We start from the raw sequence: 26,871 nt of genomic DNA, 5'->3' as shown, positions 1-26,871 counted from the left end.
CAGCTCGGCCTGGACGACGCGCTGGCCGAGCTGCTCGCGACCTCGCAGGACGGCGAGGGTTAGGGCGGGCGAGGGCGTGGGACCGGGGTCAGTCCGTCACGTACGTGTGGGTGATGAATTCGAAAGCGTGGTTGTCCGGGTCGCGGAAGTAGAAGCCGCGGCCCTTGTGCTCGTGGTTGATCTGCTGGGGCTTGGCGCCGTGCGGGTCGGCCCAGTAGGGGATTTCGCGTTCCTGGATGCGGGCGAAGATCTCGTCGAACTCGGCGTCCGTGACCAGGAAGGCAAGGTGCTGGGGCACGATGTGGTCGCTGTCGTCGTCCATGTAGTCGAGGGTGACGCCGTTCTCCAGCGGGACGCTGGCGAACGGGCCGAAGGGCTTGGGCTCGGGGGCGCCCATGAGTTCCGTGAGGAAGCGGGCGGCGGTGAAGCGGTCGCGGCTGTGGACGATGGTGTGGTCGAGGCGTGCGGGCACGGTTCCTCCTCGTCGGTACGTGCAACAACTGGCCTGCCCCCGCACGCTACGGCGGGACCGCTGCCCGCCGCATCGGGCGGGGGGACCACTCCCCCACCGCCCAAGGTCCTACGGCTCCGGGTTCAGAACAGCTTTCCGGGATTGAGGATTCCGAGCGGGTCGAAGGCGGCCTTGACTCCCCGCTGCAACTCCACTCCCACCGGACCGAGTTCACGGGCCAGCCACTCCTTCTTGAGCACGCCGACGCCGTGCTCCCCGGTGATCGTGCCGCCCAGTTCCAGGCCGAGCGCCATGATCTCGTCGAAGGACTCGCGGGCACGCCGGGACTCGTCCTCGTCGGCCGCGTCGAAGCAGACCACGGGGTGGGTGTTGCCGTCGCCCGCGTGCGCGCAGACGCCGATGGTCAGGTCGTACTTCTCGGCGATGGCGGCGGTGCCGTCGATCATCGCGCCGAGCTTCGAGCGGGGTACGCACACGTCGTCGATCATGGTGGCGGTCTTGACGGCTTCGAGCGCGGTGAGTGCCAACCGCCTTGCCTTGAGCAGGAGTTCGGACTCGGCGAAGTCCTCGGCGGGGACGACTTCGGTGGCGCCGAAGGCGGTGCAGATCTCTCCCAGGGCGGCGAGGTCGGCTGCCGGGTCGGGGGTGTCGAAGGCGGCCAGGAGCAGGGCTTCGGTCGACTCGGGGAGGCCCATGTGGGCCATCGCGTTGACGGCGCGCAGGGTGGTGCGGTCCATGAGTTCGAGCAGTGACGGGGCGTGGCCGCGCGCCATGATCTCGCAGACCGCCTCGCAGGCGGCAGCGGCGGACGGGAACTCGGCTGCCACGGCGAGCTGTTGGGGCGGTGCGGGCTTCAGGGCGAGTACGGCGCGGACGACGATGCCGAGGCTGCCCTCGGAGCCGACGAAGAGCCGGGTGAGGTCGTATCCGGCGACGCCTTTCGCCGTACGTCGCCCGGTCCTGAGCAGCCGGCCGTCCGCGAGGACGACGTCGAGGCCCAGGACGTACTCCGCCGTCACCCCGTACTTGACGCAGCACAGGCCGCCGGACGCGGTGCCGATGTTGCCGCCGATGGTGCACATTTCCCAACTGGAGGGATCCGGCGGGTAGGAGAGGCCCAGGGCTGCGACCTCGCGGGACAGGACGGCGTTGATGACGCCCGGTTCGACGACGGCGATCCGGTCGACGGGGCTGATCTCCAGAATGCGGTCCATCTTGACGAGGGACAGCACGATGCAGCCGTCGGAGGCGTTGGCCGCGCCGGAGAGTCCGGTTCTGGCGCCCTGCGGGACGACGGGGACGCGGCAGGCGGTGGCGGTGCGCATGACGTGCTGGACCTGCTCGACGGTGCGGGGCAGGACAACGGCCGCGGGCGCCCCGGCCGTGCAGAAACTGGCCATGTCGTGGGCGTACGAGGCCATGACGTCGGGGTCGGTGAGCAGGGCTTCGTCCGGGAGTCCTTCGCTCAGCAGACTCCGCAGTTCCTGAAGATCATCCATGCTGCCCAGCCTGGCACCCGGGGCCATCGGTGTGAACCCGTCCGCGTATCCGTTCGCGGCGGACGGGTGTGCTCGTCGTACTGGCGCAGAGTGAGCGGCATGGACGCCATGGAGCCGGAGCCCGCCACGGACCTTGCCAGGGAGCCCGCCGCCGAGTCGCCGGAACCGGGGGCGAAGGTGGGGCCTGCGCCCGGGCCCACGCCTGGACCTCGGCCTGGACCCGGGCCTCGGCCTGGACCCGCGCCTGGGCCTGGGCCCGCGCCTGGGCCTGGGCCCGCGCGGGGACTGGGGCTTGGGCTTGGGCTTGGGCTTGAACCGAAGCCGAGGAAGCCTTCGTCGCTGGTGCGGCGTACCGCCATCGCCTCGGTGGCGGCGGCAGCGCTGGCCGCCGGGGCGCTCGTACTGCTGCCCCCGTCGGGGGACGGGCAGCGGCCGGCGCCGAAACCGGTGGCGGGCGCCCCGGGTGCGGCGAGCTCGCTGGCCGCCCTGAACGCCCGGGTGAGGGCGAACCCGCGGGACGACGGTGCGTGGTCGGCGCTCGGTGCGGCCCTGGTGGGGCGGGGGCTGCGGGCGGCCGACGCGGCCTACTACCCGAAGGCGGAGGCCGCGCTGAAGCGCTCCCTGGCCGTGCGGTCGGCGGACAGGGGCAACCTCGCCGGATTGGCGTCGATGGCCCAACTGGCTTACGTGCGCGGTGATTTCGCGACGGCCAGACGGTGGGGGGAGATCGTGCAGAGGCAGGCGCCCCAGGATTGGGCGACGTATCCGCTGCTGATCGACACCTACGGGCGGCTCGGCGACCCGAAAGCCGCTGCCCGGACGGCCGAGGGGCTGATGGAGAAGCGGGGCGGGGCGGTGGCACTCGGCTGGACGGCGCAGACGTACCGCGACAAGGGCTGGCGGGAGGACGCGGCGGCCCTGGCCTCGGAGGCGGTGGCGGTCGCGGGCTCACCGCGGGAGAAGGCGGACCAGCTGCTGCGCGCCGCCGAACTCGCCTGGGAGCGCGGTGACTTGGCGGAGTCCCTCGGCTTCTACGAGTCCACGATCGCCCTGGACCGCAAGCGGGGCGCGGCGGTCGCGGGCCGGGCGCGGGTGCTGGCGGCGCTGGGGCGCACACCCGAGGCGGTGAAGGCGTACCGGACGGCTCTCGCTCTCACTCCACGCCCCGAATACGCCCTGGAACTGGGTGAGTTGACGGAGTCCACCGGCGGGAACGGCGAGCCCCAGTACGGGGTCGCCCGCGCCCAGGTCGCCTGGAACAGCAAGCAGGGCGTGCGCGGCGGCCTGGTGCTCGGCCGTCTGGAGGCCGACCACGGCGACGCGGACACGGCCGTGGAACTGCTGCGGGAGGAGTGGTCGCTCCACCCGGGCCCGGAGGTCGCCGACGCGCTGGGCTGGGCGCTGCACCGTACGGGTGACGACGAAGCAGCCCTGGAGTACGCCAAGAGGGCGACGAAGAAGGAGGGGGTGCGCAGCGCGCTCTTCCTCTACCACCGGGGCGAGATCGAACGGGCGACGGACGACTACGGGGCCGCGCGACGGCACCTGGAGGAGGCACTGCGCATCAACCCGGTCTTCTCCCCGCTCTGGGCGCCGCGCGCACAGACGTCCCTGACCCGGCTGGGCGAGCCGCCGGAGGGCGGGCCGCGCCATGTGTGGCCGTACCGCCCGAAGAAGTCCGTTGCCCGGAGCGCGGACGGGCGGGACCGGGAGACCCGCACGGCGACGCCTTCACCCCGCAAGCGGCGCTGACACCAGCCGCGCCGGGCCGGGGAGGGGGAGGGTCCTGCGGAATGTCTCACTTACACCTGTAAGTGAGACATTCTTCCGGCCCCCTCCGGGTGTGCCCCCTCCGGGTGTGCCCCCTCCGGGCAGGGCCTGCCGGGTCAGCGGTTGAACGCCGGGAACGCGAAGCGCTGGGCGAGGCTCAGGCCGCTGCCCTTGGCGTCGGTCGCGGTGACCGAGTACACGAGGGTGCGGGACAGGTCGGGGGTCGCCGCGAGCACCGTGTGGTACCCCGGACGCGCCCCCGTCTTGCCCCAGACCTCGCGGCCGTTCACCTCGAACTTCTCCAGCCCGGCCCCGTACCGCGCCCCCGGCACTCCGGGGATCGTGAACATCTCCTTCAGCTGCGGCGCCGGCACGACCCTCCCCCGGAACAGCCCCAGCAGCAGCCGCTCCAGATCCGCCGCGGTCGAAATCATGTCCCCGGCGCCCTTCCGGTCGGACATGTTCCACTCCGTGACGTCGACGATCCGGCCGTCCATGTCCTCGTAGCCACGGTTGTGCGGACCGTGGATGCGCGGGTCGGGCCCGGCGGGGAAGGACGTGTCGCGCATGCCGAGCGGCTTGAAGATCCGCACCTGGGCCTGGTGTGCGTACGAGTCGCCGGTCACCTTCTCGACGAGCATGGCGAGTACGAGGTAGTGGATGTTGCCGTAGTGCTGCTCCGCGCCGGGCGCATGGAGCGGCCCCTTGGCGACGGCGGACGCGACGACCTCCTCGGGCGGGAGGGTCTCGAAGCGGTGCGGGTACTCCTCGTCGACGGTGTCGCCGAGGGTTCTGCCCCCTCGCAGACCACTGGTGTAGTTGAGCAACTGCCGCACGGTGACGGGCGCGAAGTCGGCCGACAGCAGCCCCGGCAGGTACTGCTGGACGGTCCCGTCCAGCCGGACACGGCCCTCGGCGGCCAGCTTCAGGACCAGTGCGGCGGTGACCACCTTGGTGGTGGAACCGGCCCGGAAGCGGGCGTTCTCCAGGACCTTCGCCCCGGTCCGCAGGTCCCGCACCCCGGCACTGCCCCGCCAGCTCCCCTTGCCGCCCACCCGGACGACCGCCGATGTGGCGACACTGTCGGGCAGCCCCACCAGCGCCTTCTCCAACGCCGCCACGTCCGGCCCGTGCGCAGCCGTCGTCGCGGCGGCGGGGCGCGCCTGGGCGAGTGCGGGCGCGGCAAGCGGCCCGGCGGCGAAGGCGAGGACGAGGGATGCGGCCAGGGCGGTACGGGCACGGCGGTTCACGGATGCTCCAAGGCGGTTGCGGAGGTGCGGCGTTGAAGATCGGCGCCGCGCTACGCCTCATATCCTGCGATCCACACGCTCCCCGGAGCTCGTCGCGGGGAAGGAGACCGCCCCTGGCCGGACCCCGACCAACTTCCCTCACGGACACCGATGTTGCTCGGGATGTCCCCTAGGGCCCGTCCTCCGCCCCCTGCCCCTGCCCCCTGCCCTCTCGCAGGGGGCAAAACGCACTGCGGCCCCACGGGGCAGGTCCGTGGGGCCGCAGGGGTGGAGGGGCCGTTCGGCAGGGGAAGGTGCCCGGCCCGGGTCGGCGGGCTACAGGTTGCCGCGCTTCTCCTGCTCGCGCTCGATCGCTTCGAAGAGGGCCTTGAAGTTGCCCTTGCCGAAGCCCATGGAGCCGTGGCGCTCGATCATCTCGAAGAAGACGGTCGGGCGGTCCTGGACCGGCTTGGTGAAGATCTGCAGCAGGTAGCCGTCCTCGTCGCGGTCGACGAGGATCTTCTGCTCGCGCAGGATCTCGACCGGTACGCGGGTCTCGCCCGCCCACTCGCCGAGGGTGTCGTAGTAGCTGTCGGGCACGTCGAGGAACTCGATGCCCGCGGCCCGCATGGCCTTCACCGTGGCCACGATGTCGTTGGTGGCGAGCGCCATGTGCTGGACGCCGGGGCCGCCGTAGAACTCAAGGTACTCGTCGATCTGCGACTTCTTCTTCGCGATCGCCGGCTCGTTGATCGGGAACTTGACCTTCTTGGTGCCGTCCGCAACGACCTTCGACATCAGCGCGCTGTACTCGGTGGCGATGTCGTCGCCCACGAACTCCTTCATGTTCGTGAAGCCCATGACCTTGTTGTAGAAGGCGCACCACTCGTTCATCTTGCCGAGTTCCACGTTGCCGACGCAGTGGTCGATGGCCTGGAAGGTCCGCTTGGCGGGGGGCTCCACGATCGGCTTCGCGGGGACGAAGCCCGGCAGGTAGGGGCCGCTGTAGCCGCTGCGCTCGACGAGGGTGTGACGGGTCTGTCCGTACGTGGCGATGGAGGCGCGCACGACGGTGCCGTGCTCGTCCTTCGTCTCGTACGGCTCCTCGATGCCGGTGGCGCCGTGCTCGACGGCGTAGGCGTACGCGGCGCGCGCGTCCGGGACCTCGATGGCGAGGTCGACGACGCCGTCGCCGTGCTCGGCGACATGGGCCTCGACGAAGCGGCCCCAGTCGGTGGCGGCCTTGATGACGGAGGTGAGGACGAAGCGGGCTGCGCCACTCTCCAAGACGTAACTGGCGGTCTCGCGGCTGCCGTTCTCCGGTCCGGAGTACGCGACGAGCTTCATGCCGAAGGCGGTCGAGTAGTAGTGGGCGGCCTGCTTGGCATTGCCGACGGCGAAGACGACCGCGTCCATTCCCTTGACCGGGAAGGGGTCGGCCTCGCGCGCGGTGGTGGGGGTGGAGTGTTCCGTGGTCTCAGTCATGAGTGGAGCGTCGCCCCACATCGCAAGGTGCGCAATAGTTTGCGTAAACGCTGGTCAATGTGTGCAGTGGAGAGTGAGTATGGAGGGGCGATCTGTACAGGATGACCAGCGGAGACGGCCGGCGGACGCCTGGGGCGGCCCGGCCGGGACGACTGACCCCGGGGAGTGCGTATGGCTGTGGACGAGCTGGACGGGCGGCTGATCGTGCTGCTGGCCCGTGAGCCCCGGATAGGGGTGCTGGAGGCGTCGCGGCGGCTCGGCGTGGCCCGCGGGACGGTCCAGGCGCGGATGGACCGGCTTCAGTCGAACGGCGTCATCAGGGGGTTCGGCCCGGACGTGGACCCGGCGGCGCTCGGCTATCCGGTGACGGCGTTCGCGACACTGGAGATCAAGCAGGGGCAGGGCGCGGACGTACGGGCACATCTGGGATCGGTGCCCGAAGTCCTGGAACTGCACACGACGACGGGGCACGGGGACATGCTGTGCCGCCTCGTCGCACGGTCGAATGCGGACCTTCAACGTGTGATTGACCGGGTTGTGGGTTTTGATGGCATCGTCCGGGCCTCCACGGCGATCGTCATGGAGAACCCCGTTCCATTGCGGATCATCCCGTTGGTGGAGCAGGCTTCCGGTCTGACCTGACGAGGGGCGGCGAGAGTTTTCGTCCGCCCGTCGTCCGGCCTGTCGCTCGCCCGATCGCCCGCCCTGTCGCCCGACTCTCGTCGCCGAGGAGTGGCCCGTGGATTTCTGGGAGTATCTCGGCAGCCGGTACCAGCAGTTGCTGGCGGATGCCTTCCAGCACGCCAGCGCGGTGTTCCAGTGCATGGTCGTGGCGACCGTACTGGGGGTGCTGATCGGCATCCTGACGTACCGCAGCGAGTGGGCCGGGAACCTGGCGACGACGGCCGCGTCCGGCATCCTGACCGTGCCGTCGCTGGCGCTGATCGGTCTGCTGATCCCGGTGGTGGGCCTCGGTGTGGCGCCGACCGTGATCGCGCTGGTGCTGTACGGGCTGCTGCCGATCGTACGGAACGCGATCGTCGGTCTGCGCGGCGTCGACCCGACGCTGGTCGACGCGGCGCGCGGGCTCGGGATGTCGCGGGCGGCGCGCCTGGTGAGGGTGGAGCTGCCGCTGGCGTGGCCGCCGATCCTGACCGGGATCCGGGTCGCGACCCAGATGCTGATGGGGATCGCGGCGATCGCCGCGTACGCCTCCGGGCCCGGTCTCGGCAATGAGATCTTCCGCGGGATCGCCTCGCTGGGCAGCAAGAACGCGCTCAATCAGGTGCTCGCGGGGACGCTGGGAATCGTGCTGCTCGCGCTGATCTTCGATGCCGTGTACGTCCTGGTGGGGCGTCTGACCATCCCTAGGGGGATCCGTGCCTGAATCGCCTTCCGCTTCTGGTGCAGCCGGTGGCGCCGCCAGTGGTGCCGCCATTCGGCTGGAGAACCTGACCAAGCGGTACGCGGGCAATCCGTACCCCTCCGTCGACAACGTCAGCCTGGAGATCCGGGCCGGGGAGACCGTCGTCTTCGTCGGCCCTTCCGGCGGCGGCAAGACGACCCTGCTGAAGATGATCAACCGGCTGATCGAGCCGACGTCCGGGCGGATCCGGATCGGCGGCGAGGACGTCACGGACATGGATCCGGTGAAGCTGCGCAGGAAGGTGGGGTACGCGATCCAGTCGTCGGGCCTCTTCCCGCACATGACGGTGGCTCAGAACATCGCGCTCGTACCGAAGATGGTCGGCTGGAGCAAGGCCCGGGTGAACGCACGGGTCGAGGAGATGCTCGACCTGGTGGGCCTCGACGCGGGCCAGTTCCGCGGGCGGTATCCGCGCCAGCTGTCGGGAGGCCAGCAGCAACGGGTGGGCGTGGCAAGGGCGTTGGCCGCCGACCCACCGGTGCTGTTGATGGACGAGCCGTTCGGGGCCGTCGATCCGATCACCCGGGACCATCTGCAGGACGAGCTCATCCGGCTCCAGCACGAGCTGCACAAGACGATCGTGTTCGTCACCCATGACTTCGACGAGGCGATCAAGCTCGGGGACCGGATCGCGGTGCTCCGGGACCGCTCGCACATCGCCCAGTTCGACACCCCCGAGGCGATCCTGACGAATCCGGCGGACGACTTCGTGTCCGGGTTCGTGGGCGCGGGGGCCGCGCTGAAGCGGCTGAATCTGACGCGGGTAAGGGACGTGGAGATCGCGGACTTCCCGACGGTGACGGTGGAGGACCCGCTCCAGGAGATCTTCGACAGACTGCGGGACGCGCAGACCAACGAGCTGCTGCTGCTCGACCGGCACCGGCGGCCGTACAAGTGGCTGCGGCGGGGCGACCTGATGCGGGCGAAGGGCTCGCTGGCGCGGGCGGGGACGCTCGTACACGACACCGTGACCCGGGACGCGACGCTGCGGGACGCCCTGGAGGCGGTACTGATCGACAACGCGGGGCGGGTGGCGGTGACCGGGCGGCGCGGGGAGTTCACCGGCGTCGTCGACATGGCGACGCTGATGAACTCCGTACAGGAAATGCTGGAGGCGGACCGGCTGGAGGCGGCGGAACACCGTCGTCCGCCGGTGGGCGAGCAGGCGGAGCCGGCGTGAGCCCGGGGAGCGCGGGCGGCGCCGACCGGGAGCGGCCCGAGGGCGAGCACGAGGTGAAGGGGGTCGCGTTCCGGGACGAGGGTGGCGTGGCTCCGGAGGCGGCCGGGGTCGGGTCGGCGGTGGCTGCCGAGCGGCTGCCGCGCCGGGTGACGTGGCTGAAGGTGGTGCTGATGCCGGCGGTGCTGGCGGTGGTGCTGCTGGCGACGTGGATGTGGTTCCGGTCCGCCGAGCTGGACTCGATCGCGCAGAACGCGCTCGCGGGCGGCAACGTCTGGCTGCGCTTCCAGGAGCACGTCGAGCTGACGGCGATCTCCACCTTCTTCGTCCTGGTCATCGCGATTCCGCTGGGGATCCTGCTGACCCGGCCGGGGCTGCGGAAGGCCGCTCCCGCGGCGACGACGCTCGCGAACATCGGGCAGGCGACGCCTGCGATCGGGCTGTTGGCGCTGCTGGTGATCTGGCTGGGGATCGGGAAGCGGGCCGCTCTGATCGGCATGATCATCTATGCGGTGCTGCCGGTGCTCTCCAACACCGTCGCGGGTCTGCGGGCCAACGATCCGACGCTCCTTGAGGCCGCGCGCGGCATCGGCATGTCGAGGACCGGGGTGCTGGCGAAGGTGGAGCTGCCGCTCGCCGTGCCGCTGATCCTGGCGGGCGTGCGGACGGCGCTGGTGCTGAACGTGGGCACGGCGACGCTGGCCGCCTTCGGCGGGGGCGGCGGGCTCGGCGACCTGATCACGACGGGGATCACGACGCAGCGGATGCCGGTGCTGGTGCTGGGGTCACTGCTGACGGTGGCGCTGGCGCTGTTCGTGGACTGGCTGGCGTCGCTGGTGGAGCTGCTGCTGCGACCGCGCGGACTGGAGGTCGGGGCATGAGGCGTCGTACGACGGGGCCGGTCACAGGACCGGTTACGGGGCTGGGTGCGGGGCCGGTTACGGGGCTGGGTGCCGGGCCGGTTACGGGGCTGGGTGCCGGGCTGGTTGCCCTCGCCGTGCTGGCATCCGGGTGCGGGCTGACGAGCGGCAGCCCGATGGTGGACGACGTACGGCCGGGCACGGTCGGGGCGGGGCTGCCGCTTGAGGGGGCCCAACTGACCGTCACCTCGAAGGAGTTCACGGAACAGCTCGTCCTCGGCCAGATCCTGGGGCTCGTCTTCGAGGCGGCGGGCGCGGACGTGCTCGACCGGACCGGGATCCAGGGATCGATCGGGGCGCGGGAAGCGGTCAAGGGTGGCGACGCGGACGTGATGTACGAGTACACGGGCACCGCGTGGATCACCTACCTCGGGCACGACAAGCCGATCACCGACCCGAAGAAGCAGTGGGAGGCGGTACGCGCCGCCGACGCGGCGAACGGCATCAGCTGGCTGCCGCCCGCCACCCTCAACAACACGTACGCGCTGGCCATGAACAAGGCCAACCAGAAGAAGTACGGCACGAGGACACTGTCCGACGTGGCGGCCCTGTCGAAGAAGGACCCGTCGGCGGTGACGCTGTGCGTGGCCCCCGAGTTCGCTTCGCGGGACGACGGGGCACCGGGGATGCAGAAGGCGTACGGGATGCGGATCCGGCCGGGCAACATCGCGAAGATGGACAGCGGGATCATCTACACCCAGGTGTCCGGGGGTTCGTCGTGCACGTACGGCGAGGTCTTCACGACGGACGGCCGGATCAAGGCGATGGACCTGGCGGTGATGGAGGACGACAAGCGCTTCTTCCCCAACTACAACGCGGCCCCCGAGGTCAACAGCGAAACCCTGAAGAAGTACCCGGCGATCACCGGGCTCCTGTCCCCTGTCACGGCGAGGCTCAGCAACGAGGTGGCGCAGGAGCTGAGCGCCAAGGTGGACGTGGACGGGGAGGATCCGCACGTGGTGGCGAAGGAGTGGCTGGTGGAGGAGGGGTTCATCAAGGAGGGCTAGGGGACGGGGAGTTGAGTCCTTTCAGACTTGCAAAGAAGTAGTTGCAAAGAAACCCTTGCAACGGACTCTTTGCAACTTTACGGTGGGCGCATGCCCGCACACGACACCCCTGGCTCCGCCGACGCCGCCGACACTCCTGGCTCCTCCGGCACTCCCGGCTCCCCCGACGCTTTGCAGAAGCCGGCTACCGAGCGGAAGATCCACGCCCTCGACGCCCGGACCCTGCGAGGGCTTGCCCATCCCCTGCGCTTCCAGCTGCTTCGCACGCTGCGCCTCTCCGGCGCTGCCACCGCTTCCCAACTGGCTGAGCAGCTTGGCGAGTCGAGCGGCGCCACCAGCTATCACCTGCGCCAGTTGGCGGCGTACGGATTCGTGGAGGACGCACCGGAGCGGGGCAAGGGCCGCGAACGCTGGTGGCAGGCCATCCACCACGGGACCACCTTCGACAGCACGCTGTCCGACAGCCCGGACCCGGCGGTGCGCGGTGCGGCGGACCTCTTCCTGCACGAGGTGGCCAACATGCACACCCAGGAGGTCGGGACCTGGATCGGCACCTCGCGCGAGTGGTCGGACGAGTGGCGGCGGTCCACCGAACTGAGCGACTACACCCTGGCCCTGACCCCGGAGCTGGCACGCGAACTGAACCGGCGCATCGAGGAATTGATCGACAGCTACCGCCCCGGCGCCGAGGCCGCCCCGGCCACGGGCGACACCGAGCAGTACCGGATTCACCTGCACGGCTTCCCCCTCGCCAGGGGCTGAACGAGCGGGCCCCCTCCACCGAGGACCGAGAGGACGAGACTCCATGCACCCCGAAACCTTCCGCTACCTGCACGCCGCCCGGTCCGCCGACCTCCAGCGGCAGGACGCCGCCAACCGCCGGGCCGCCGCCCTGCGGACGGACCTGCCCCACCGCCCCTTACGCGCCCAACTCGGCTGGGTCCTGGTCGAGTTGGGCCTACGCCTCGTCCGTACGGCAGGCGCCGGCGTCGAACCCCGGGTCCGTACGACCGGTACGGCATGAACGAGCGGCATCCGCAGCACGACGGGCAGGGCACGGGCGACCGGCGTCCGGCCGGAGAAGGCAGCGCGAGCGACCGGCACCCGGCCGGCGAGCAGGGCATGAGCGACCGGCGTCCGCTCGCCGCCCTCCTGACCGCCCACACCGTCTCCGCCGTCGGCAACTCGCTCACCCTGATCGGCGTGCCGTGGTTCGTGCTCCAGACCACCGGCAGCGCGGGCCGGGCCGGTTTCGTGGCGTTCTGCGCGACGCTGCCGGTGGTGGTGGCCGCGCTGGTCGGTGGGCCGTTCATCGACCGGTTCGGGCGGCGGCGCACGAGCGTCGTCACCGATGTGATCTGCGGCCTCACGGTCGCGGCGATCCCGGTGCTGCACTACGCGGGGGTGCTGGAGTTCTGGATGCTGTGCGCCCTGATGGCGGTCGGCGGTCTGGTCGCGACGCCCGGCATGACCTCCCGGTCCGTACTGATACCCGATCTCGCCGCACGTGCGGGGACGACCCTGTCGCGGGCGACCTCCCTCTTCGAGGCCGCGTCGAACGGGGCCCGGATGGCCGGCGCCTCGCTGGCCGGCGTACTGATCGCGCTGCTCGGCGCGGAGGCCGTACTGCTGCTGGACGGGGTGACGTTCGCCCTGTCGGCGACGCTGATCGCGGCCGGGGTGCGCGGGGTGCGGGCCGCCGAGCCCATGAGGTCGACGGCACGGGTCTCCTTCTCCGCGTACCGCCGCGACCTGCGCGAGGGCTACTCCTACGTGGCTTCCGGCGGACTGCTGCTGGCCGTCGTCCTGATGGTGATGTTCACCAACGGGCTCAACCAGTCGTGGGGTTCGGTCCTTTTCCCGGTGCACGCCAAGGAGAATCTGGGCGGAGCCACCCAACTCGGCCTGCTGAGAGCCCTGTTCGGCGGCGCGGCCCTGCTCGGCGCCCTGCTCTACGGGGCGGTGGGCCACCGCTTCTCACGCCGTACGGTCTTCACGGCGGCGTTCGTCGTCGGCGAGGTGCCGCGCTTCGCGGTCGCCGCGCTGACGGACAGCACGCTGCCCCTGGCGGTCACCCTGGTCATCGGCGGGCTGGCGATCGGCACGCTCAACCCGATCCTGGGCACGGTCATCTTCGAACGCGTGCCGCCGGAGCTGCGTACCCGCGTCTCGGGAATGCTCACCGCGGGCTGCCAGCTGACGATCCCGCTGGGCGGCCTGGCCGCGGGCTTCCTGGTCGAAGGGGCGGGCCTGACCGCCGCGATGCTGCTGGTCGGCGGGGTCTACTTCCTGATCACCCTGAGCCCGCTGGTCTTCCCGTCCTGGCGGACGATGGACGACGGTCCGGACGACGTACCGGACGACGGACCGAACGACGGACCGAACGACGGACCGGACACGCCTGCCCGGGCGGTCCCGCTCAGCAGCTCGGCACCTTCCCGGCCCCGCCCTTCTTCCCCAGCTCCCTGAGCGAGGACACCGCGTCGTCGAGGGTGCTCACGGGAATCAGCCGCATCCCGTCCGGCAGGCCGGTCCTGGCCTGCGAGCACTCGTCCTTCGGTACGAGGAAGACTGTCGCGCCGTCCGCCCTGGCCCCCTTGATCTTCAGGGGTACGCCGCCGACCTGGCCGACGGTTCCGTCCGCGTCGATGGTCCCCGTCCCTGCGACGTCGAGGCCACCCGTCAGGTCGCTGCCCGCGCCGTTTCCGTCGATCTTGTCGATGATGCCGAGCGTGAAGAGGAGCCCTGCGCTGGGGCCGCCGATGTCGGCGAGGTGGAGGTCGACCTTGGCGCCCCTGCCCTTGTCGCCGAGGTAGCCGAGCGCGGCGGAGACGGCGCTGTTCTGCGACTTGAGCATCTCCCCCTTGTTGTGCTCGGCGACCTCCTCGTCGTCGCCGCCGGTCGGGTAGACGACGTCGTGCGGCATGACGGCCCGGTCGTCCCGGAACCAGGCGTCGGCCAGCTCGCCGACCCGGTGGTCGATGGACGGGCCGGTGGCCACGATGGTCGTCATCCGCAGCTTCCCGGTGGTTTCCCGGGTCGGCACACCGGTCACGCTGATGACCGGCCGGCCCTCACTGTCCTTGCCCAGGACGTCGGTGGCCGACCCGGGCTGGGCCACCGCGAACGGCAGCGGCGCCAGGGCGGCCACCCCGAGCAGTGCGACGACGGGCAGGGCGCAGACGGCGAGACGGCTGTTGCGGGAGAGCCGAGAGAGAAGAGGGAGCACTCCCCCAATCTAACGGCCCCCTCCGCCCACCCCCGCGCCCACCGAGCGCGCCCCCACGCACCGCACGCCTCGGCGCAGCACGTCCGCACCCACCACGTACCTCAGCAGGGCACGTCCACACCCACCACGTACCTCAGCGGAGTGCGTCCGCGACCTCCTTGGCCGCGTCGACCACCCGGGCCCCGACCCGCTCAGGAACCGAGTCCGACAGCATGACGACGCCCACGCTGCCCTCCACCCCGGTGACCCCTATCAGCGGGGCTGCGGCCCCGCTCGCACCGGCCTCCAGCTCGCCGTGGGTGAGCGTGTACCCGGGCTCGGTCATGACGCTCTGCCGCGCGGCCAGGATCGCCCGGCCCGCGGCGCCCCGGTCGAGCGGGTGGCGGAAGCCCGCCCGGTAGGCCACGTGATAGTCCGTCCAGGTCGGCTCGACCACCGCCACGGCGAGGGCCTCCGCGCCGTCGACGAGCGTGAGGTGGGCCGTCGCCCCGATGTCCTCGGCGAGAGACCTGAGCGCGGGCAGCGCGGCCTCCCGTACGAGGGGGTGGACCTGCCGTCCCAGCCGCAGCACCCCGAGCCCGACCCGGGCGCGACCGCCCAGGTCCCGGCGTACGAGCGCGTGCTGTTCGAGCGTGGCGAGCAGCCGGTACACCACGGTGCGGTTGACGCCGAGTTTGTTGGACAACTCGGTGACCGTGAGTCCGTGGTCGGTATCGGCGAGCAGCTTGAGGACCCGCAGTCCTCTGTCGAGCGTCTGGGAAGTCTCCGCGGTCACGACGCCCACTCCTCTGTGGTGAGTGCGGACGGTCCTCCTGCGCATGGTGCGCGTCACCGGTCCCGTCGGCGACGCGCGCAGAGGCCGCCGGCAGGCCATGGCACCGGCTGCGCTCCGGGGCGGCTCTGCCACGGGGCGTTATGCGTTGCGGGAAAGGTAGCGATCCAGTCCGCTCAGCGGAAGACCTCGTCCAGAATCCGGGCGCAGGAAGGGAGTTGATCATTCCGTGGGCGCGCGCACGGCCCTCGGGGACGAAGTCACGACGGGGCGGGACTTCGGCGCATATGCCCGCGCCGACCAGCGCAATGCCGCAACGGACATAGCGGGGGGCGACCCTGTGGGGACCATCTCTCAGACCACCACTCGGACGGGTCCCATCCGCGCGAGACGGCAGGGCGGCACCGGCAGGACCGGCAGGGCGGGTGGAACCGGCGGAACCCGGAAACGCACCCAGAGCCGGATCCCGCCCTCAGCCGTACCCCGGCCCCACCCGCCCCGCCGAACGCCCGGCCCCGCCGAACCCACCCGCCCCACTGTCTGCGGAAAGCCGCAGGGGGAGCTCCCTCAGCGCACCACTGAGGAGCCCTCCCGACCCACCCCTCGGGCCCTCACCGCATCCGGGTGGCCCACTCCTGCACCTTCTTGATCCGCTCCTTGAGCTGCCCGGCCGTCGCCTCGGCGCTCGGCGGGCCGCCGCAGACCCGTCGCAGTTCGGTGTGGATGACACCGTGCGGCTTGCCGCTCTGGTGGACGTACGCCCCGACCATCGTGTTCAGCGACTTGCGCAGCTCCAGCAGCTGCTTGTGGGTGACGACCGGCCGGGCCTCGGCGGCCTTCTCCAGCAGGTCGGCCTCGGAGGCCGGCTTCTGGCGGCTGTGCGCGATCTGCCGGGTCTGCCGCTTCTGGAGCAGCAGCTGCACCTGGTCCGGCTCAAGGAGCCCGGGGATGCCCAGATAGTCCTGCTCCTCCTCGCTGCCGGGGTGCGCCTGCATCCCGAACTCGGCGCCGTCGTAGAGCACCCGGTCGAAGACCGCGTCGGACTCCAGCGCCTCGAACGGCAGCTGGTCCTCGGTCTCCTCGTCCTCCAGCCGCTCCGCGTCGGCGAGGAGCTTGTCCTCCTCGGCGAACGGGTTCTCTTCCTCGCTGCCCTTCTTGGGCTTGTCGAGGACGTGGTCCCGCTCGACCTCCATCTCGTTCGCGAAGTCGAGCAGCATCGGGATCGTCGGCACGAACACCGAGGCCGTCTCGCCCCTGCGCCGCGAACGCACGAAACGTCCGACGGCCTGCGCGAAGAACAGCGGGGTCGAAATCGTCGTCGCGTATACGCCGACCGCGAGGCGCGGCACGTCGACGCCCTCCGACACCATGCGCACCGCGACCATCCAGCGGGAGCCGTCCTCCGCGAACTGGTCGATCCTCTTCGACGCCGCCTTCTCGTCGGAGAGCACGACGGTGGCCTTCTGCCCGGTGACCCTCTTGAGGATCTTGGCGTACTCACGGGCCGAGTCCTGGTCGGTGGCGATCACCAGGCCACCGGCGTCCGGAATCCCCTTCCTGACCTCGGTCAGCCGCTTGTCGGCGGCTGCCAGTACGTTCGGGATCCACTCGCCGGTGGGCGCGAGCGCCGTCCGCCAGGCCTGCCCGATCGCGTCCTTGGTCATCGGCTCGCCGAGCCGTGCCGCGATCTCGTCACCGGCCTTGGTGCGCCACCGCATGTTGCCGCTGTAGCTGAGGAAGATCACGGGCCGGACGACGCCGTCCGCCAGGGCGTTGCCGTACCCGTAGGTGTAGTCGGCCGATGAACGCCGGATCCCGTCGTTCCCCTCCGCGTACTCCACGAAGGGAATCGGGTTGGTGTCCGACCGGAAGGGCGTACCGGTCAGGGCGAGGCGCCGGGTCGCCGGGTCGAACGCCTCCTGGCAGGCCTCGCCCCACGACTTCGAGTCACCGGCGTGGTGGATCTCGTCGAGGATCACCAGCGTCTTGCGCTGCTCGCACCGGTTGCGGTGCAGCATGGGCCGCACGCCGACACCCGCGTACGTCACCGCGACGCCCTGGTACTCCTTGCTGAGCGGTCCCGCGCTGTACTCCGGGTCGAGCTTGATCCCTATCCGGGCGGCGGCTTCCGCCCACTGCTTCTTCAGGTGCTCGGTGGGGGCGACCACCGTGATCTGCTGGACCACATGGTGGTGCAGCAGCCACGAGGCGAGCGTCAGCGCGAAGGTCGTCTTGCCTGCGCCGGGCGTCGCCACCGCGAGGAAGTCTCGCGGCTGGTCCTGGATGTACTTCTCCAGCGCCCCCTGCTGCCAGGCTCGCAGCTTGTTGGCGGTGCCCCAGGGGGCACGGCCGGGGAAGGCGGGTGAGAGGTGGTGGGAGGTGGTAGTAGTCACGGTCTCCGGTCGCAGCGTCGGGTACGTGGCAGCTGTCGCGGAGTGTGACCGGATCACGGCCCGGCCCCGTACGACAACCGGGCCACCTTACCGGCGCCCCGACCGGAACGCGCGGTGAGCACGTCCGGCCGGGCCGGGGATGGGACCCAGCTCACAGTCCTCGCACGGACCTCACCGGCATGACCCGAAGCTGCCGCCCGATCTCCACGGAATCCCCGACACGTCCCGGACACCCCCGCCGACCTGGGCCCCCGCCGACCTGGGCCCCCGTCAGGACCCCCGCCGCGACGGCCGCCCTCAGCTCTCCGCCCTCCGCCCTCCGCCCTCAGCTCTCCGCCCTCCGCCCTCTGCCAGGAGTCGGGTGCGGAGCCCTGCCGGTCGCGCGCCCTATGCCTCCCGCTCCCGCAGCCGCGTGGCCACCCAGGCCCCCACCAGCGCCACGCACGCCATCGGCAGGAACACCGCCGCGAACGCCACCGGATGGGAGCCGCCGCCCGCGGCCGTCGAGTGGGCTGCGACCGCGCCGCCGCCGAGGGCCGCGAAGACCGCGCCGCCGATCGCCAGCAGCATCACGTTGGACAGGCCGTCGGAGATCTGGAGGGCGGCCGAGTTGGTGCCCGCCTCCTCGGGGGCGGAGAGCTTCAGCAGCAGGACGCTGGTCGAGGCGATGACCATTCCCATCCCGAAGCAGCCGAAGCCCCACGCGACACCGACCACCCACACCGGCACGGACGGGATCAGCACGGTCGGTACCACCGCGATGGCCGCCGCCACCAGGACCATGCCGAGGGAGACCAGCCGCTCCCGGTAAGGCTCCATGCGCGGACGCGACTGGACGAACGATCCGAACGCCCAGGTCCCGCCGCCGACCGCCAGCGACAGTCCCGCCATGGTCGGGGACAGCCCCCGCTCGGTGACCAGCATCAGCGGCACGAACGACTCCGCCGCGATGAACGAACCCGCCGCGATCCCTCGCAGCAGCACCACCGAAGGCAGTCCGCGCGCCGCCCGGTAGGTGCCCCTGGGCAGCAGCCCGAGCACGGCCGGCACCAGCAGGGCCGCGCCCACCACGGCAGGCAGCAGCGACAGCCACCGCAGGTCCTGGCCCGCGTACTGGAGGAGCCCGGCGCCCAGCGAGATCCCCAGCGCCAGCCGGATCTGCTTGCGGTCGAAGGGCGGGACCGGCGCCTCCGGGTCGGCGGGACCGGCCGCCATCCGCCGTATCGCGGGCAGGGCGAGCGCCAGCGGGAAGACCACCAGGACCGGGATGCCGACGAACACCCAGCGCCAGCCGAGGTTCTCCGTGATCGCCCCGGACGCGAGCGGCCCGACCACCGAAGGGACCACCCAGCTCGCCGCGAACGCCGCCAGGATCGCCGGGCGCAACTGCTCCGGATAGGCGCGGCTGATCACCACGTACAGCGCGACGATCACCAGCCCGCCGCCGAGCCCCTGGACGGCCCGGCCGAGGATGAACAGCAGCATCGTGCCCGCCGTGCCCGACAGCAGCAGCCCGGCCGCGAAGGCCACGATCCCCGCGGTCAGCGGCGCGAGCGGGCCCCGCCGGTCGGCCCACTGACCGGACAGCACCATCGCGAAGAGGCTGGTGGTGAAGTACGCGGAGAACGCGAAGGCGTACAGGGGGATGCCGTGCAGCTCGCGTGCCGCGACCGGCATCGCCGTACCGACGGCCGTCGCCTCGAAGGCGATCAGCAGGACGACCGAGACGATGCCGATGCTCAGTGCCCGGTGCCTCTTGCCCAGCACCCCCTCGGGCGGGGACGGGGGTTCGGCGGACATGTCGGTCGGTGCGACATCGGCGTCGCGGGGTCCCAGGGCGGTCATAGGCCCAGAGTAAGGGCCGTACCCCTGGTTGAACCCTGTCTCCGGGCGGGGCCGGCCTCCGCCCTTGGTCGTACGACCGGAGCAGGATCGGTGCACTGTGAAACCGGTGGTCGGGCGAGGACGGGGCAGGTGTACGGCCATGCCGAACTACCGCTCGTACGACGACGCAGCACTCGCCTACCGGGTGCTGGGACCCGCCTCCAGCGTCCCCCTCGTCTGCCTGTCGGGCGGCCCCGGCCGGGACGCCGCCCACCTCGGGAACCTGGGCGGCCTCGACCGCGCGTACCGCCTGCTGATCCCCGACTCCCGCGGCACCGGCAGCTCGCCGCAGGCCGCCGACCCGGACCGCTACGCCTTCCCCGCACTCGCCCAGGACCTCGAATCGCTGCGCGCGCACCTCGGTGTGGACCGCTTCGCCCTGCTGGCCCACGACGCGGCTGCCGCCACCGCGCAGTCGTACGCCGCCACCCATCCCGAGCGGCTGAGCCAGCTGGTCCTCGTCTGCCCCGAGGGCCGCCTCCAGGGCGTACGGGACGAACTCCCCGACGACACACGGGAGATCTTCGAGTCGCGCCGGGCCGAGGAATGGTGGCCGGATGCCGCGGACGCCGTGCGGCGCCTCGCCACGGCCTCCGAACCCGAGGAGGTCCGCGTGCTGTTGGCGCGGGCGGCCCCGATGGCGTACGCCAGGTGGGACGCCCCGCAGCGCGCCCATGCGGCGGCGGAGCCCGCCCGGCTCAGACAGGTCCCCCGGACGGGCTTCCACCAGGGCGTGGACGACCGGGCCCGGCGGGCCGTCCTGGCGAACCTGCGAGAGGTGTCCTGTCCGGTGCTCGTGGTGACGGGCGAACTGGACACGATCACAGGCGTACGGGTGGGGGAAGCGGTCGCGGCTTCCTTTCCCCGGGGCGAATGGCGGCGGCTTCCCGGGGTGGGCCACTATCCGTGGGTGGACGACCCCGACCTTTTCCGGGCGGCGGTGTCCTCGTTCCTCGGAGCGCTGTGAAGAGCACTGTGAAGAGCAATGCGAAAAGCAAGGGGGGAGCACTGCGAAAGGCACCGTGAAGCCGCTCTGTGAACGGGGCGTGTCAGTCCCGTTGCAGCGCATCCAGGGGCCTTGAACGGGGCCCCAATTCCGTTCTACCGTTCTGGAGTTGTCAAAGAACGAAGCAGCACACGGCCGTGTGCCCGAGTGGCTCAGGGGCTCGCCTGCAAAGCGAGTTACGTCGGTTCGATTCCGATCACGGCCTCCATTCCCGGCCCTTTCCGCGCCCCGTACCGCACCACCTCCCACCCGCTCCATCGCGCGAATTCTGCGTACGGAAAAAGACTAGCCGCCGCCACTGACAATCAGCAGTGGCACATCAAATCCCCTGCTCAGAGCGGCAGTACACATACCGGAACCGGCACTTTGAGTACCGGCTCTGCCAAGGTGAGCCTGCGGAGTCTCCTCGCGCATGGCCCGGTCCAGGACCTCGGGCGTCCAGCCGCCGCCGTATCCGGTCTTCGCCCGCTCCGCGTCGCGGACGGCGAGGGTCTGCGGATCGGGGGCGAGTACGACCACGTACATCGGCCTGGTGCGCACCAGGCCGATGTACTCGTCCAGGTCCTTGCCGATGACGATGTCCTGCACCACCGCGGTGAAGCCCTCGGCCGCGTACGCATCGGCGGTGCCGGCGGAGAGCCGGTGACGCAGCCGCAGTTGGGCCGGCGCGTCCTCGTCCGCGCCTGGCACCATCTCGGCCCGCCCGGACACGACCATCCGCCGGAAGACGTCCCCGCGGACGTGGGCGGCGCGGGGCAGGCGCTCGGCGAGCGCCTGGGCGACGGTGGATTTCCCTGCCGCCATCACTCCGGTCACGAGCACGACGGCGGAGTCCAGTTCTGCAATCTTGGAGTCGACCACGAAAGGAACCGTACGCAGAACTGCCGTACGCGGCTCGCGAGTTTGGCCCTGGCGCCCTGGTAGCCACCCGTCCCACCCAGCCACCCAGCCACCCAGCCACCCAGCCACCCAGCCACCCAGCCACCCAGCCACCCGAGGAGCCTGCCGCGCTCCCCGGGGCGAGGCCCTGGTCTCAGGGGTTGCTGACCGCTGCCTGCGGCCTGATCGGCAGCCTGTTGATCGGGCGCCCGGTGGCCGCCCGCACCGCCGAGGCGACCGCCGCGGGCGAGGTGACGACCGGTACCGCGCTCGCCGGCTTGGCGCCGAAGGGGGCCACCACGTCCCGCTCCTCGACGAGCTTGACGATGCGGATGTCCGGGGCGTCCAGGGCCGTCGGCAGGGCGTAGTGCGTCAGATCGGGGTGGCGGACCAGACCGCGCGGGGTCCGGAGGTTCTCCGTCAGGGCCGCGCCGACGCCCTGGGTGACACCGGCCTCGATGCGGGCGGCGAGCTGCGCCGGGTTGAGGATGCGGCCGACGTCCTGGGCGACCGCCATCTCCACCACCCGGATGGAGCCCAGTTCGATGTCGACGTCCACGACCGCGCGGACGGCGCAGAAGGCGAGTCCGACGAAGGCGTCGCCCTGCCCGCTCTCGTCCAGGGGCTCGGTGGGGTGCGGGCGGCACTGGGCGGTGGCCCACAGTTCCTTGCCGTCCATGGCCTCGGTGACGGTGGTGCTCAGCACGCCGTCGTACGAGGTGATCTTGCCGTCGGCGATGGAGAGCAGCTCGGTGGACATGCCGAACTTGTGCGCCAGCGGCTGGAGCAGCTGGGTGCGGACCATCTTCGCGGCCCGCTCGACCGCGCCGCCCGAGACCCAGGTGTGGCGGCCGTGGGTGGCCGGTCCCGCCGGGGGCTGGTCGGTGTCGACGGAGGCGACGTGCACCTCCTCGATGCCCAGGGTCTCCTGGACGATCTGGCGGGCGAGCGTCGTGAAGCCCTGGCCGGTCTCGACGGCGGCGCAGATGACGGTGGCGACGCCGTCGTGCACCTTCACGGTGGCGGTGGAGACCTCGTCGGTGCCTTCGGCGCCGAGCATGTGCACCATGCCCAGGGCGTAGCCGACGCCTCGGCGCACGGCACTGGGTTCGCCCGCACCCTCGGGACCGCCGGGCAGCAGCCAGCCCTCCTCCGGGGAGTCCTTGGGGAGGGCGGGCAGCGGGAAGTCCCGTACGGCGCGCAGGAGTTCGGCGACCGGGGCCGGGCAGGTGACGGTCTGCCCCGTGGGCAGGAGGTCACCGGTGGCCAGGACGTTGCGCATGCGCAGTTCGGCGGGTTCCAGGCCGAGCTTGGCGGCGAGCTTGTCCATCTGGCCCTCGTACGCGGCGCAGACCTGGAGGGCGCCCTCGCCCCGGACGTGGCCGGACGGGGGGTTGTTCGTACGGACTGCCCAGCCCTCGATGAAGGCGTGCGGGACGACGTAGGGGCCGCACGCGAAGGAGACGGCGGCGGCGAGGGACTCGGACGAGGCGTCGGCGTACGCGCCCGCGTCGAGCAGGATCTGTGCCTCGACCTTGACCAGGCGGCCCTCGGCGTCCGCGTGGTGGCGGTAGCGCAGCAGGGCCGGGTGGCGGTGGGCGTGGCCGAGGAAGGACTCCTCGCGGGTCGCGGCGAGCTTGACCGGGCAGCCCGTACGCAACGCCAGCAGGCCGAGCGGGAGTTGGAAGCCCGCGTCCTCGCGGTCTCCGGTGGCGCCGGGCACGCCGGTCACGACGATCTTCACGCGTTCGCGTTCCAGGCCGAAGCTGGCGGCGGCCAGGTCGCGGTCGGTGTGCGGGTCGGTGGAGGCGGTGTAGATCTCGACGCCGCCGTCCGGGCGGGGCACGGCGAGACCGGCCTCGGCGCCGATGGGGGCGGGGTCCTGGCGGCCGATCCGGTAGAGGCCCTCGACGACGACCTCGCCGGTGATCTCGGGGTCGCCGAAGCTGAGCGGGATGTGCCGGATCAGGTTGCCGTCGGGGTGCAGGGACTCGGCGGCGAAGGCCTTCTCGGGGTCGGTAACCGGTTCGAGGATCTCGTACTCGACGGCGATCGCGGCAGCCGCCAGCCGGGCGGTGTCGGGGTGGTCGGCGGCGACGGCGGCGATCGGTTCGCCGTGGTGGCGGGCCAGGTCGGCGGCGAACACCGGGCGGTCGACGACCTTGCGGCCGTAGTGCGGGTCACCGGGGACGTCGACGTGGGTGACGACGGCGCGGACGCCCGGCATCGCGGCTGCGGCACTGGTGTCGACGGAGAGGATGCGGGCGTGCGCGTGCGGGGAGCGCAGGATCGCGGCCCACAGCAGGCCCTCGGCCCACAGGTCGGCCGCGTAGGGGAAGGTGCCCTCGGTCTTGGCGCGCGCGTCGGACGCGGGGAGCGAGGCGCCGATGCCGTGTGCGGGCGGTTCCTGCTGCGTGCCGCCGACCGCTGCGGTCGCGGTGGCCGCGTCGTTGCTCACGCCATGCCTCCGTCGTGCGGGTGGTGAAAGGTGTGCTGGGCGCTGCCCGCGCCGGGGGGCGCCTGGTGCGGGATGCGGGCCTCGTCGGTGGCCTGGCCGGTGGCCGCGGCCTCTGCACTCGCCTCGCGCTCGGTGACGACGTCGCGCACGGCTTCGAGTACGCCCCGGTAGCCGGAGCAGCGGCAGAGGTTGCCGCACAGGGCCTGCCGGGTCTCCAGCTCGGTCGGTGCGTGGTTGCCCTCAAGCAGGTCGTGGACGGTCATCGCCATGCCCGGGATGCAGAAGCCGCACTGCACGGCACCGCAGTTGGCCAGGGCTCGCTGGACGTCGGACGGCTCGCCGTCGGTGGCCAGTCCTTCGACCGTACGGACCTCGGAGCCGGCGGTCGTGGCGGCGGGCACCAGGCAGGAGGCGACGAGCCGGCCGTCGACCTGGACGGCGCAGGCGCCGCACTCGCCCTGGGAGCAGCCGTCCTTGGCTCCGGCGAGGCCGAGGCGTTCGCGCAGCACGTAGAGGAGCGACTCGCCGATCCAGGCTTCGGTGACGGGCCGGTCGGCGCCGTTGACCCGCAACACGTAGGAGGCGTGCGGGTGTTCGCTGGGCTCGTTGTGGAAGAAGTGGGCGGGCTCGTGCGGGGCGGCGTAGGACGGTTCGATACCGGCTTCCGGGGCGTACCCGGCTGCGGGGTCCGTACCGGGTACGGCCGGGGCTCCGGCCTCCACCGCGCCGACCTCCCCCGCTCCGGCCTCTGCCACGCCGGACTCCGCCGCTGGTCCCGGCTCCGGGGCGGCGTCGGGGTCGGCCTGGACAGCTGCGTCGGTGTCCGCGTCCACGGTGGCGTCGGCCGCGGAGTCGAGCGGGGTGTCCTCTGCCGGGGCGTCGAGAGCCGGGGCCTCGGCGGCTCCGGCTGCCGCGGATGCCTCGGGCACCTCGGAAGACGTGGAGTCGGGGTCGGCAGGGGCGGTGTCGGGCTCGGTGGCCGGCTCCGGGGCCGCGACCGCGGCCTCCTGACCGTCCTCGCTCCCCCGGCCGTCGTCGGCCGGGTCGGTTCCGGCAACGGGGTCCGTCACGGCGTCGGCATCTGCAACGTCGGCGCCGTCGGGTGCTTCCTCCGCGCCAGGCACGGCCTCGGGCTCGGCAGGTGTGGGCTCTGCGGACCCGGACCCGGGCGCGGACACGGACACGGGCACAGGCACGGGCATCGGCTCGACGGGCGCCTCGGCCGACGGCTCACGCGGTACGTCGGCGGGCGGAGCAGCGGCGGGCCGCATTCCGGGGATCGCCCAGGGCGCGGGGGCCCCGCCCGGCAGGGTCGCCGGAGCTCCCGGAGCGTGCCAGGGGGCCGCCGGGGCGGGGGGAAACTCGCCGGAGTCGTCCGGGGCTTCCTCGTCGGCGGACGGCATCGTCCACTGCCCGGTCGGCAGGCCGGAGTCCGGGCCGAGGGAACCCGCAAGGTCGGCGGCCGGAGCAGGGGCGGGCGACGTCGGGGCGGGAGACGGGGCCGCGTCGAAGGCCTCGGTGAAGTTCCACTGGCTGGTGGCGCCCGCGTCGTGACCGGCGACCGGCCAGCCCGCCGACGGCCCCTGGGGCTGCGGCTGGTGCGGCTGGTAGGCCTGCGGCTCGTGCGACTGCCGTTCATGCGACTGCGGCTCGCGCAACTGCTGCTCATGCGACTGCTGCTCATGCGACTGCTGCTCATGCACCTGCTGCTCATGCACCTGCGACCCGTGGGACGGGAACGGCTGGTGTGCATGCGGAGACTGCGAGTGCTGCTGCGGCAGCTGCGGCTGTGTCTCGTGGAACTGTGACTGGAAGGCCTGCGGGTCCTGGTGCAGGTGGACGTTCCAGGTTCCGGTCTCCAGGGGAGCCGTGATGTGCGGCGGTACGTAGTCGTGGCCGGGCGCGGCAAGCGGGTCGCCGGTGCCGGAGAAGTCCAGGCCCTCGGGGAGCTGGACGAACGCCGTGGCGTCGGCGTCGTACTCCCCGCTCTGCGGCGTCGGCTGCCAGCCGGCCGACGCCGGGCCGAGAACCGGTTCGGCCTGGCCGCGGTTCCCGGTGAGGCCGCGGTTCCCGGTGCCGTCGGGGTGCTCGGTGCGGTCGGGGTGCTCGGTGTTGTCGGTCACGAGAGTGCCCTCCCCAGTGCTCGTCGGGCCAGCGCGGCGACCGTGCGCCGCAGGTGCAGTACGCCGGGGGGCAGCGGTTGCGGCTCTCCCCCGTCGGCCGGCTGGGGCGGGTCCGGGATGCAGGCGGCAGCGACGTACTCGCCGAAGGCCTCGCAGGCTTCCGGGGCGAGGCGGCGCTCGCCGTCCCAGTCGATCAGCGACGCGATCCAGGCCTCGGCCTCCAGCGGACGCAGCGGCATCTGCGCGATGGCCCCCACCGCACAGCGCACTGCGCGTCGCGCCGGGTCGAGGACCAGGGCGACGGAGGCCGTCGCGCGGCCCGGGCCGGTGCGTCCGGTGGCCTTGAAGAAGACCTGCGGGGCGTGCAGCAGCGGTACGCGGACGAAGGCGATGAGCTCGCCCGGCTCCAGCATCGCGCGCCCCGCGAGGAGATGGGAGACCGGAATGTCGCGCTGCCCGCCGGGGCCCGCGACGACCAGGGTCGCTTCGATGGCCGCCAGCACCGGCAGGGAGTCGCCGGTCGGGGCGGCGGTGACGATGTTGCCGCCGAGCGTCCCCGCGTTGCGGATCTGCGGCGGGCCCGCCGCGCGGGCGGCGGCGGCGAGGGCGGGGATGAGCGCCGCGAAGTCGGGGCGGCCCATCCGGGCGTGGGTGAGGCCGGCGCCGAGGAGGGCGTGCCCGTCCTGGTACTGCCAGCCGCGGATCTCGCTGATCCGGCCGAGGCCGACGAGTCCGGAGGGCCTGAGGTGCCCGGAGTTCACGGCGGCCATCAAGTCGGTGCCGCCCGCGACGGGCACGGCGGCGGGCATGGCGGTGAGTGCCGCCACGGCCTCGTCGAGCGAGGCAGGCAGCGTCACGGACTGCGCCGCCTGCGGTGCGTGCGTGGTCAACCCAGCTGCCCCTTCCCGGTGTCCCGCCTTGTTGCGCCGTACGGTACGTGCTCCCGGCCCGGACGTGGCAACTCTGGCACATCTTCGGATCCGCCCGACGCGAGGGTCCACCATGGGACTTCTCGCCCCGGACGGGGCATGGATCCGCTTTCGTCCCTCATCCCTGAAATCGCCGAAATCCCTTGAATCACCGAAATTCCTGATGAGAGGCGAATGACCGTCTTGGGACGTTCCGGAGGGGGCGGGTACGGC

General features: G+C 71.8%; 21 protein-coding genes and 1 tRNA gene. 10 read left to right on the top strand and 12 right to left on the bottom strand.

The features are described from left to right. Positions 1-88: 88 nt before the first annotated feature. Entirely contained in the window at positions 89-472 is a 384-nt protein-coding gene (locus ACWGIG_RS18995) for a VOC family protein (RefSeq protein ID WP_453322768.1), read from the bottom strand. A 122-nt stretch (positions 473-594) separates the two neighbouring features. After that, positions 595-1,971, bottom strand: coding sequence for an FAD-binding oxidoreductase (locus ACWGIG_RS18990; RefSeq protein ID WP_453322767.1), 1,377 nt, complete (start codon positions 1,969-1,971; stop codon positions 595-597). Between the two features lie 342 nt (positions 1,972-2,313). Between ACWGIG_RS18990 and ACWGIG_RS18985 the strand changes: the two genes are divergently transcribed. Continuing rightward, entirely contained in the window at positions 2,314-3,723 is a 1,410-nt protein-coding gene (locus ACWGIG_RS18985; protein ID WP_453322766.1) for a tetratricopeptide repeat protein, read from the top strand. 134 nt (positions 3,724-3,857) lie between these two features. On the opposite strand, the gene ACWGIG_RS18980 is transcribed toward ACWGIG_RS18985, so the two are convergent. Together ACWGIG_RS18980 and hppD are read right to left on the bottom strand one after the other, a co-directional pair. Further along, positions 3,858-4,991, bottom strand: a complete 1,134-nt coding sequence (locus tag ACWGIG_RS18980; protein WP_453322765.1) for a serine hydrolase domain-containing protein — start codon at positions 4,989-4,991, stop codon at positions 3,858-3,860. A 315-nt stretch (positions 4,992-5,306) separates the two neighbouring features. Beyond that, on the bottom strand, positions 5,307-6,455 hold the full coding sequence (hppD, locus tag ACWGIG_RS18975; RefSeq protein ID WP_453322764.1) for a 4-hydroxyphenylpyruvate dioxygenase: 1,149 nt from the start codon (positions 6,453-6,455) through the stop codon (positions 5,307-5,309). Positions 6,456-6,626: 171 nt separating this feature from the next. Between hppD and ACWGIG_RS18970 the strand changes: the two genes are divergently transcribed. The 7 genes from ACWGIG_RS18970 (at position 6,627) to ACWGIG_RS18940 (ending at position 13,454) form a co-directional block, all read left to right on the top strand. Beyond that, a complete protein-coding gene (locus tag ACWGIG_RS18970; RefSeq protein WP_266653353.1) occupies positions 6,627-7,097 on the top strand; it encodes an Lrp/AsnC family transcriptional regulator in 471 nt (156 codons plus the stop codon). 97 nt (positions 7,098-7,194) lie between these two features. Continuing rightward, entirely contained in the window at positions 7,195-7,842 is a 648-nt protein-coding gene (locus ACWGIG_RS18965; RefSeq protein ID WP_453322763.1) for an ABC transporter permease, read from the top strand. Beyond that, positions 7,835-9,061, top strand: a complete 1,227-nt coding sequence (locus tag ACWGIG_RS18960; RefSeq protein ID WP_453322762.1) for a betaine/proline/choline family ABC transporter ATP-binding protein — start codon at positions 7,835-7,837, stop codon at positions 9,059-9,061. The genes ACWGIG_RS18965 and ACWGIG_RS18960 overlap by 8 nt, the downstream gene beginning before the upstream one ends. Next, positions 9,058-9,939 (top strand): ABC transporter permease, encoded by an 882-nt coding sequence (locus ACWGIG_RS18955; RefSeq protein ID WP_453322761.1) that lies wholly within the window; start codon positions 9,058-9,060, stop codon positions 9,937-9,939. The genes ACWGIG_RS18960 and ACWGIG_RS18955 overlap by 4 nt, the downstream gene beginning before the upstream one ends. A 155-nt stretch (positions 9,940-10,094) precedes the next feature. After that, positions 10,095-10,985 carry a glycine betaine ABC transporter substrate-binding protein gene (locus tag ACWGIG_RS18950; RefSeq protein WP_453322770.1) on the top strand — a complete coding sequence of 297 codons (891 nt, stop codon included), beginning with the start codon at positions 10,095-10,097 and terminating at the stop codon, positions 10,983-10,985. A gap of 90 nt (positions 10,986-11,075) precedes the next feature. Further along, positions 11,076-11,747 (top strand): ArsR/SmtB family transcription factor, encoded by a 672-nt coding sequence (locus ACWGIG_RS18945; protein ID WP_453322760.1) that lies wholly within the window; start codon positions 11,076-11,078, stop codon positions 11,745-11,747. Between the two features lie 360 nt (positions 11,748-12,107). Further along, positions 12,108-13,454, top strand: coding sequence for an MFS transporter (locus ACWGIG_RS18940; RefSeq protein ID WP_453322769.1), 1,347 nt, complete (start codon positions 12,108-12,110; stop codon positions 13,452-13,454). On the opposite strand, the gene ACWGIG_RS18935 is transcribed toward ACWGIG_RS18940, so the two are convergent. From ACWGIG_RS18935 to ACWGIG_RS18920, 4 genes are all read right to left on the bottom strand, one after another. Beyond that, the gene (locus tag ACWGIG_RS18935) at positions 13,405-14,214 is read right to left on the bottom strand and encodes a hypothetical protein (protein WP_453322759.1); all 810 of its coding nucleotides are present in this window, start codon (positions 14,212-14,214) and stop codon (positions 13,405-13,407) included. The two genes, ACWGIG_RS18940 and ACWGIG_RS18935, sit on opposite strands and share 50 nt — an antisense overlap. Before the next feature lie 133 nt (positions 14,215-14,347). Further along, the gene (locus tag ACWGIG_RS18930; RefSeq protein WP_453322758.1) at positions 14,348-14,989 is read right to left on the bottom strand and encodes an IclR family transcriptional regulator; all 642 of its coding nucleotides are present in this window, start codon (positions 14,987-14,989) and stop codon (positions 14,348-14,350) included. 608 nt (positions 14,990-15,597) lie between these two features. Next, a complete protein-coding gene (locus ACWGIG_RS18925; protein WP_453322757.1) occupies positions 15,598-17,379 on the bottom strand; it encodes a DEAD/DEAH box helicase in 1,782 nt (593 codons plus the stop codon). 387 nt (positions 17,380-17,766) lie between these two features. Next, a complete protein-coding gene (locus tag ACWGIG_RS18920) occupies positions 17,767-19,224 on the bottom strand; it encodes an MFS transporter (RefSeq protein ID WP_453322756.1) in 1,458 nt (485 codons plus the stop codon). Positions 19,225-19,363: 139 nt separating this feature from the next. Between ACWGIG_RS18920 and ACWGIG_RS18915 the strand changes: the two genes are divergently transcribed. Next, positions 19,364-20,230 carry an alpha/beta fold hydrolase gene (locus ACWGIG_RS18915; protein WP_453322755.1) on the top strand — a complete coding sequence of 289 codons (867 nt, stop codon included), beginning with the start codon at positions 19,364-19,366 and terminating at the stop codon, positions 20,228-20,230. Between the two features lie 172 nt (positions 20,231-20,402). After that, positions 20,403-20,477 (top strand) — tRNA-Cys (locus ACWGIG_RS18910). Between the two features lie 77 nt (positions 20,478-20,554). Here the strand turns inward: ACWGIG_RS18910 and ACWGIG_RS18905 are convergent. From ACWGIG_RS18905 to ACWGIG_RS18890, 4 genes are all read right to left on the bottom strand, one after another. Continuing rightward, complete coding sequence (locus ACWGIG_RS18905) at positions 20,555-21,130, bottom strand: AAA family ATPase (protein WP_453322754.1); 576 nt, start codon at positions 21,128-21,130, stop codon at positions 20,555-20,557. Positions 21,131-21,302: 172 nt separating this feature from the next. Beyond that, positions 21,303-23,606, bottom strand: a complete 2,304-nt coding sequence (locus tag ACWGIG_RS18900; RefSeq protein WP_453322753.1) for a xanthine dehydrogenase family protein molybdopterin-binding subunit — start codon at positions 23,604-23,606, stop codon at positions 21,303-21,305. Next, complete coding sequence (locus tag ACWGIG_RS18895; RefSeq protein WP_453322752.1) at positions 23,603-25,729, bottom strand: 2Fe-2S iron-sulfur cluster-binding protein; 2,127 nt, start codon at positions 25,727-25,729, stop codon at positions 23,603-23,605. Before ACWGIG_RS18895 ends, ACWGIG_RS18900 begins: the two co-directional genes overlap by 4 nt. Then, a complete protein-coding gene (locus ACWGIG_RS18890; RefSeq protein WP_453322751.1) occupies positions 25,726-26,619 on the bottom strand; it encodes an FAD binding domain-containing protein in 894 nt (297 codons plus the stop codon). The genes ACWGIG_RS18895 and ACWGIG_RS18890 overlap by 4 nt, the downstream gene beginning before the upstream one ends. Positions 26,620-26,871: the final 252 nt, after the last annotated feature.

This window comes from Streptomyces sp. NPDC054863 (genome assembly GCF_053610825.1).
Note: the sequence above shows the minus strand (reverse complement) of the source record. Positions and strands in the feature narration are given on the sequence as shown.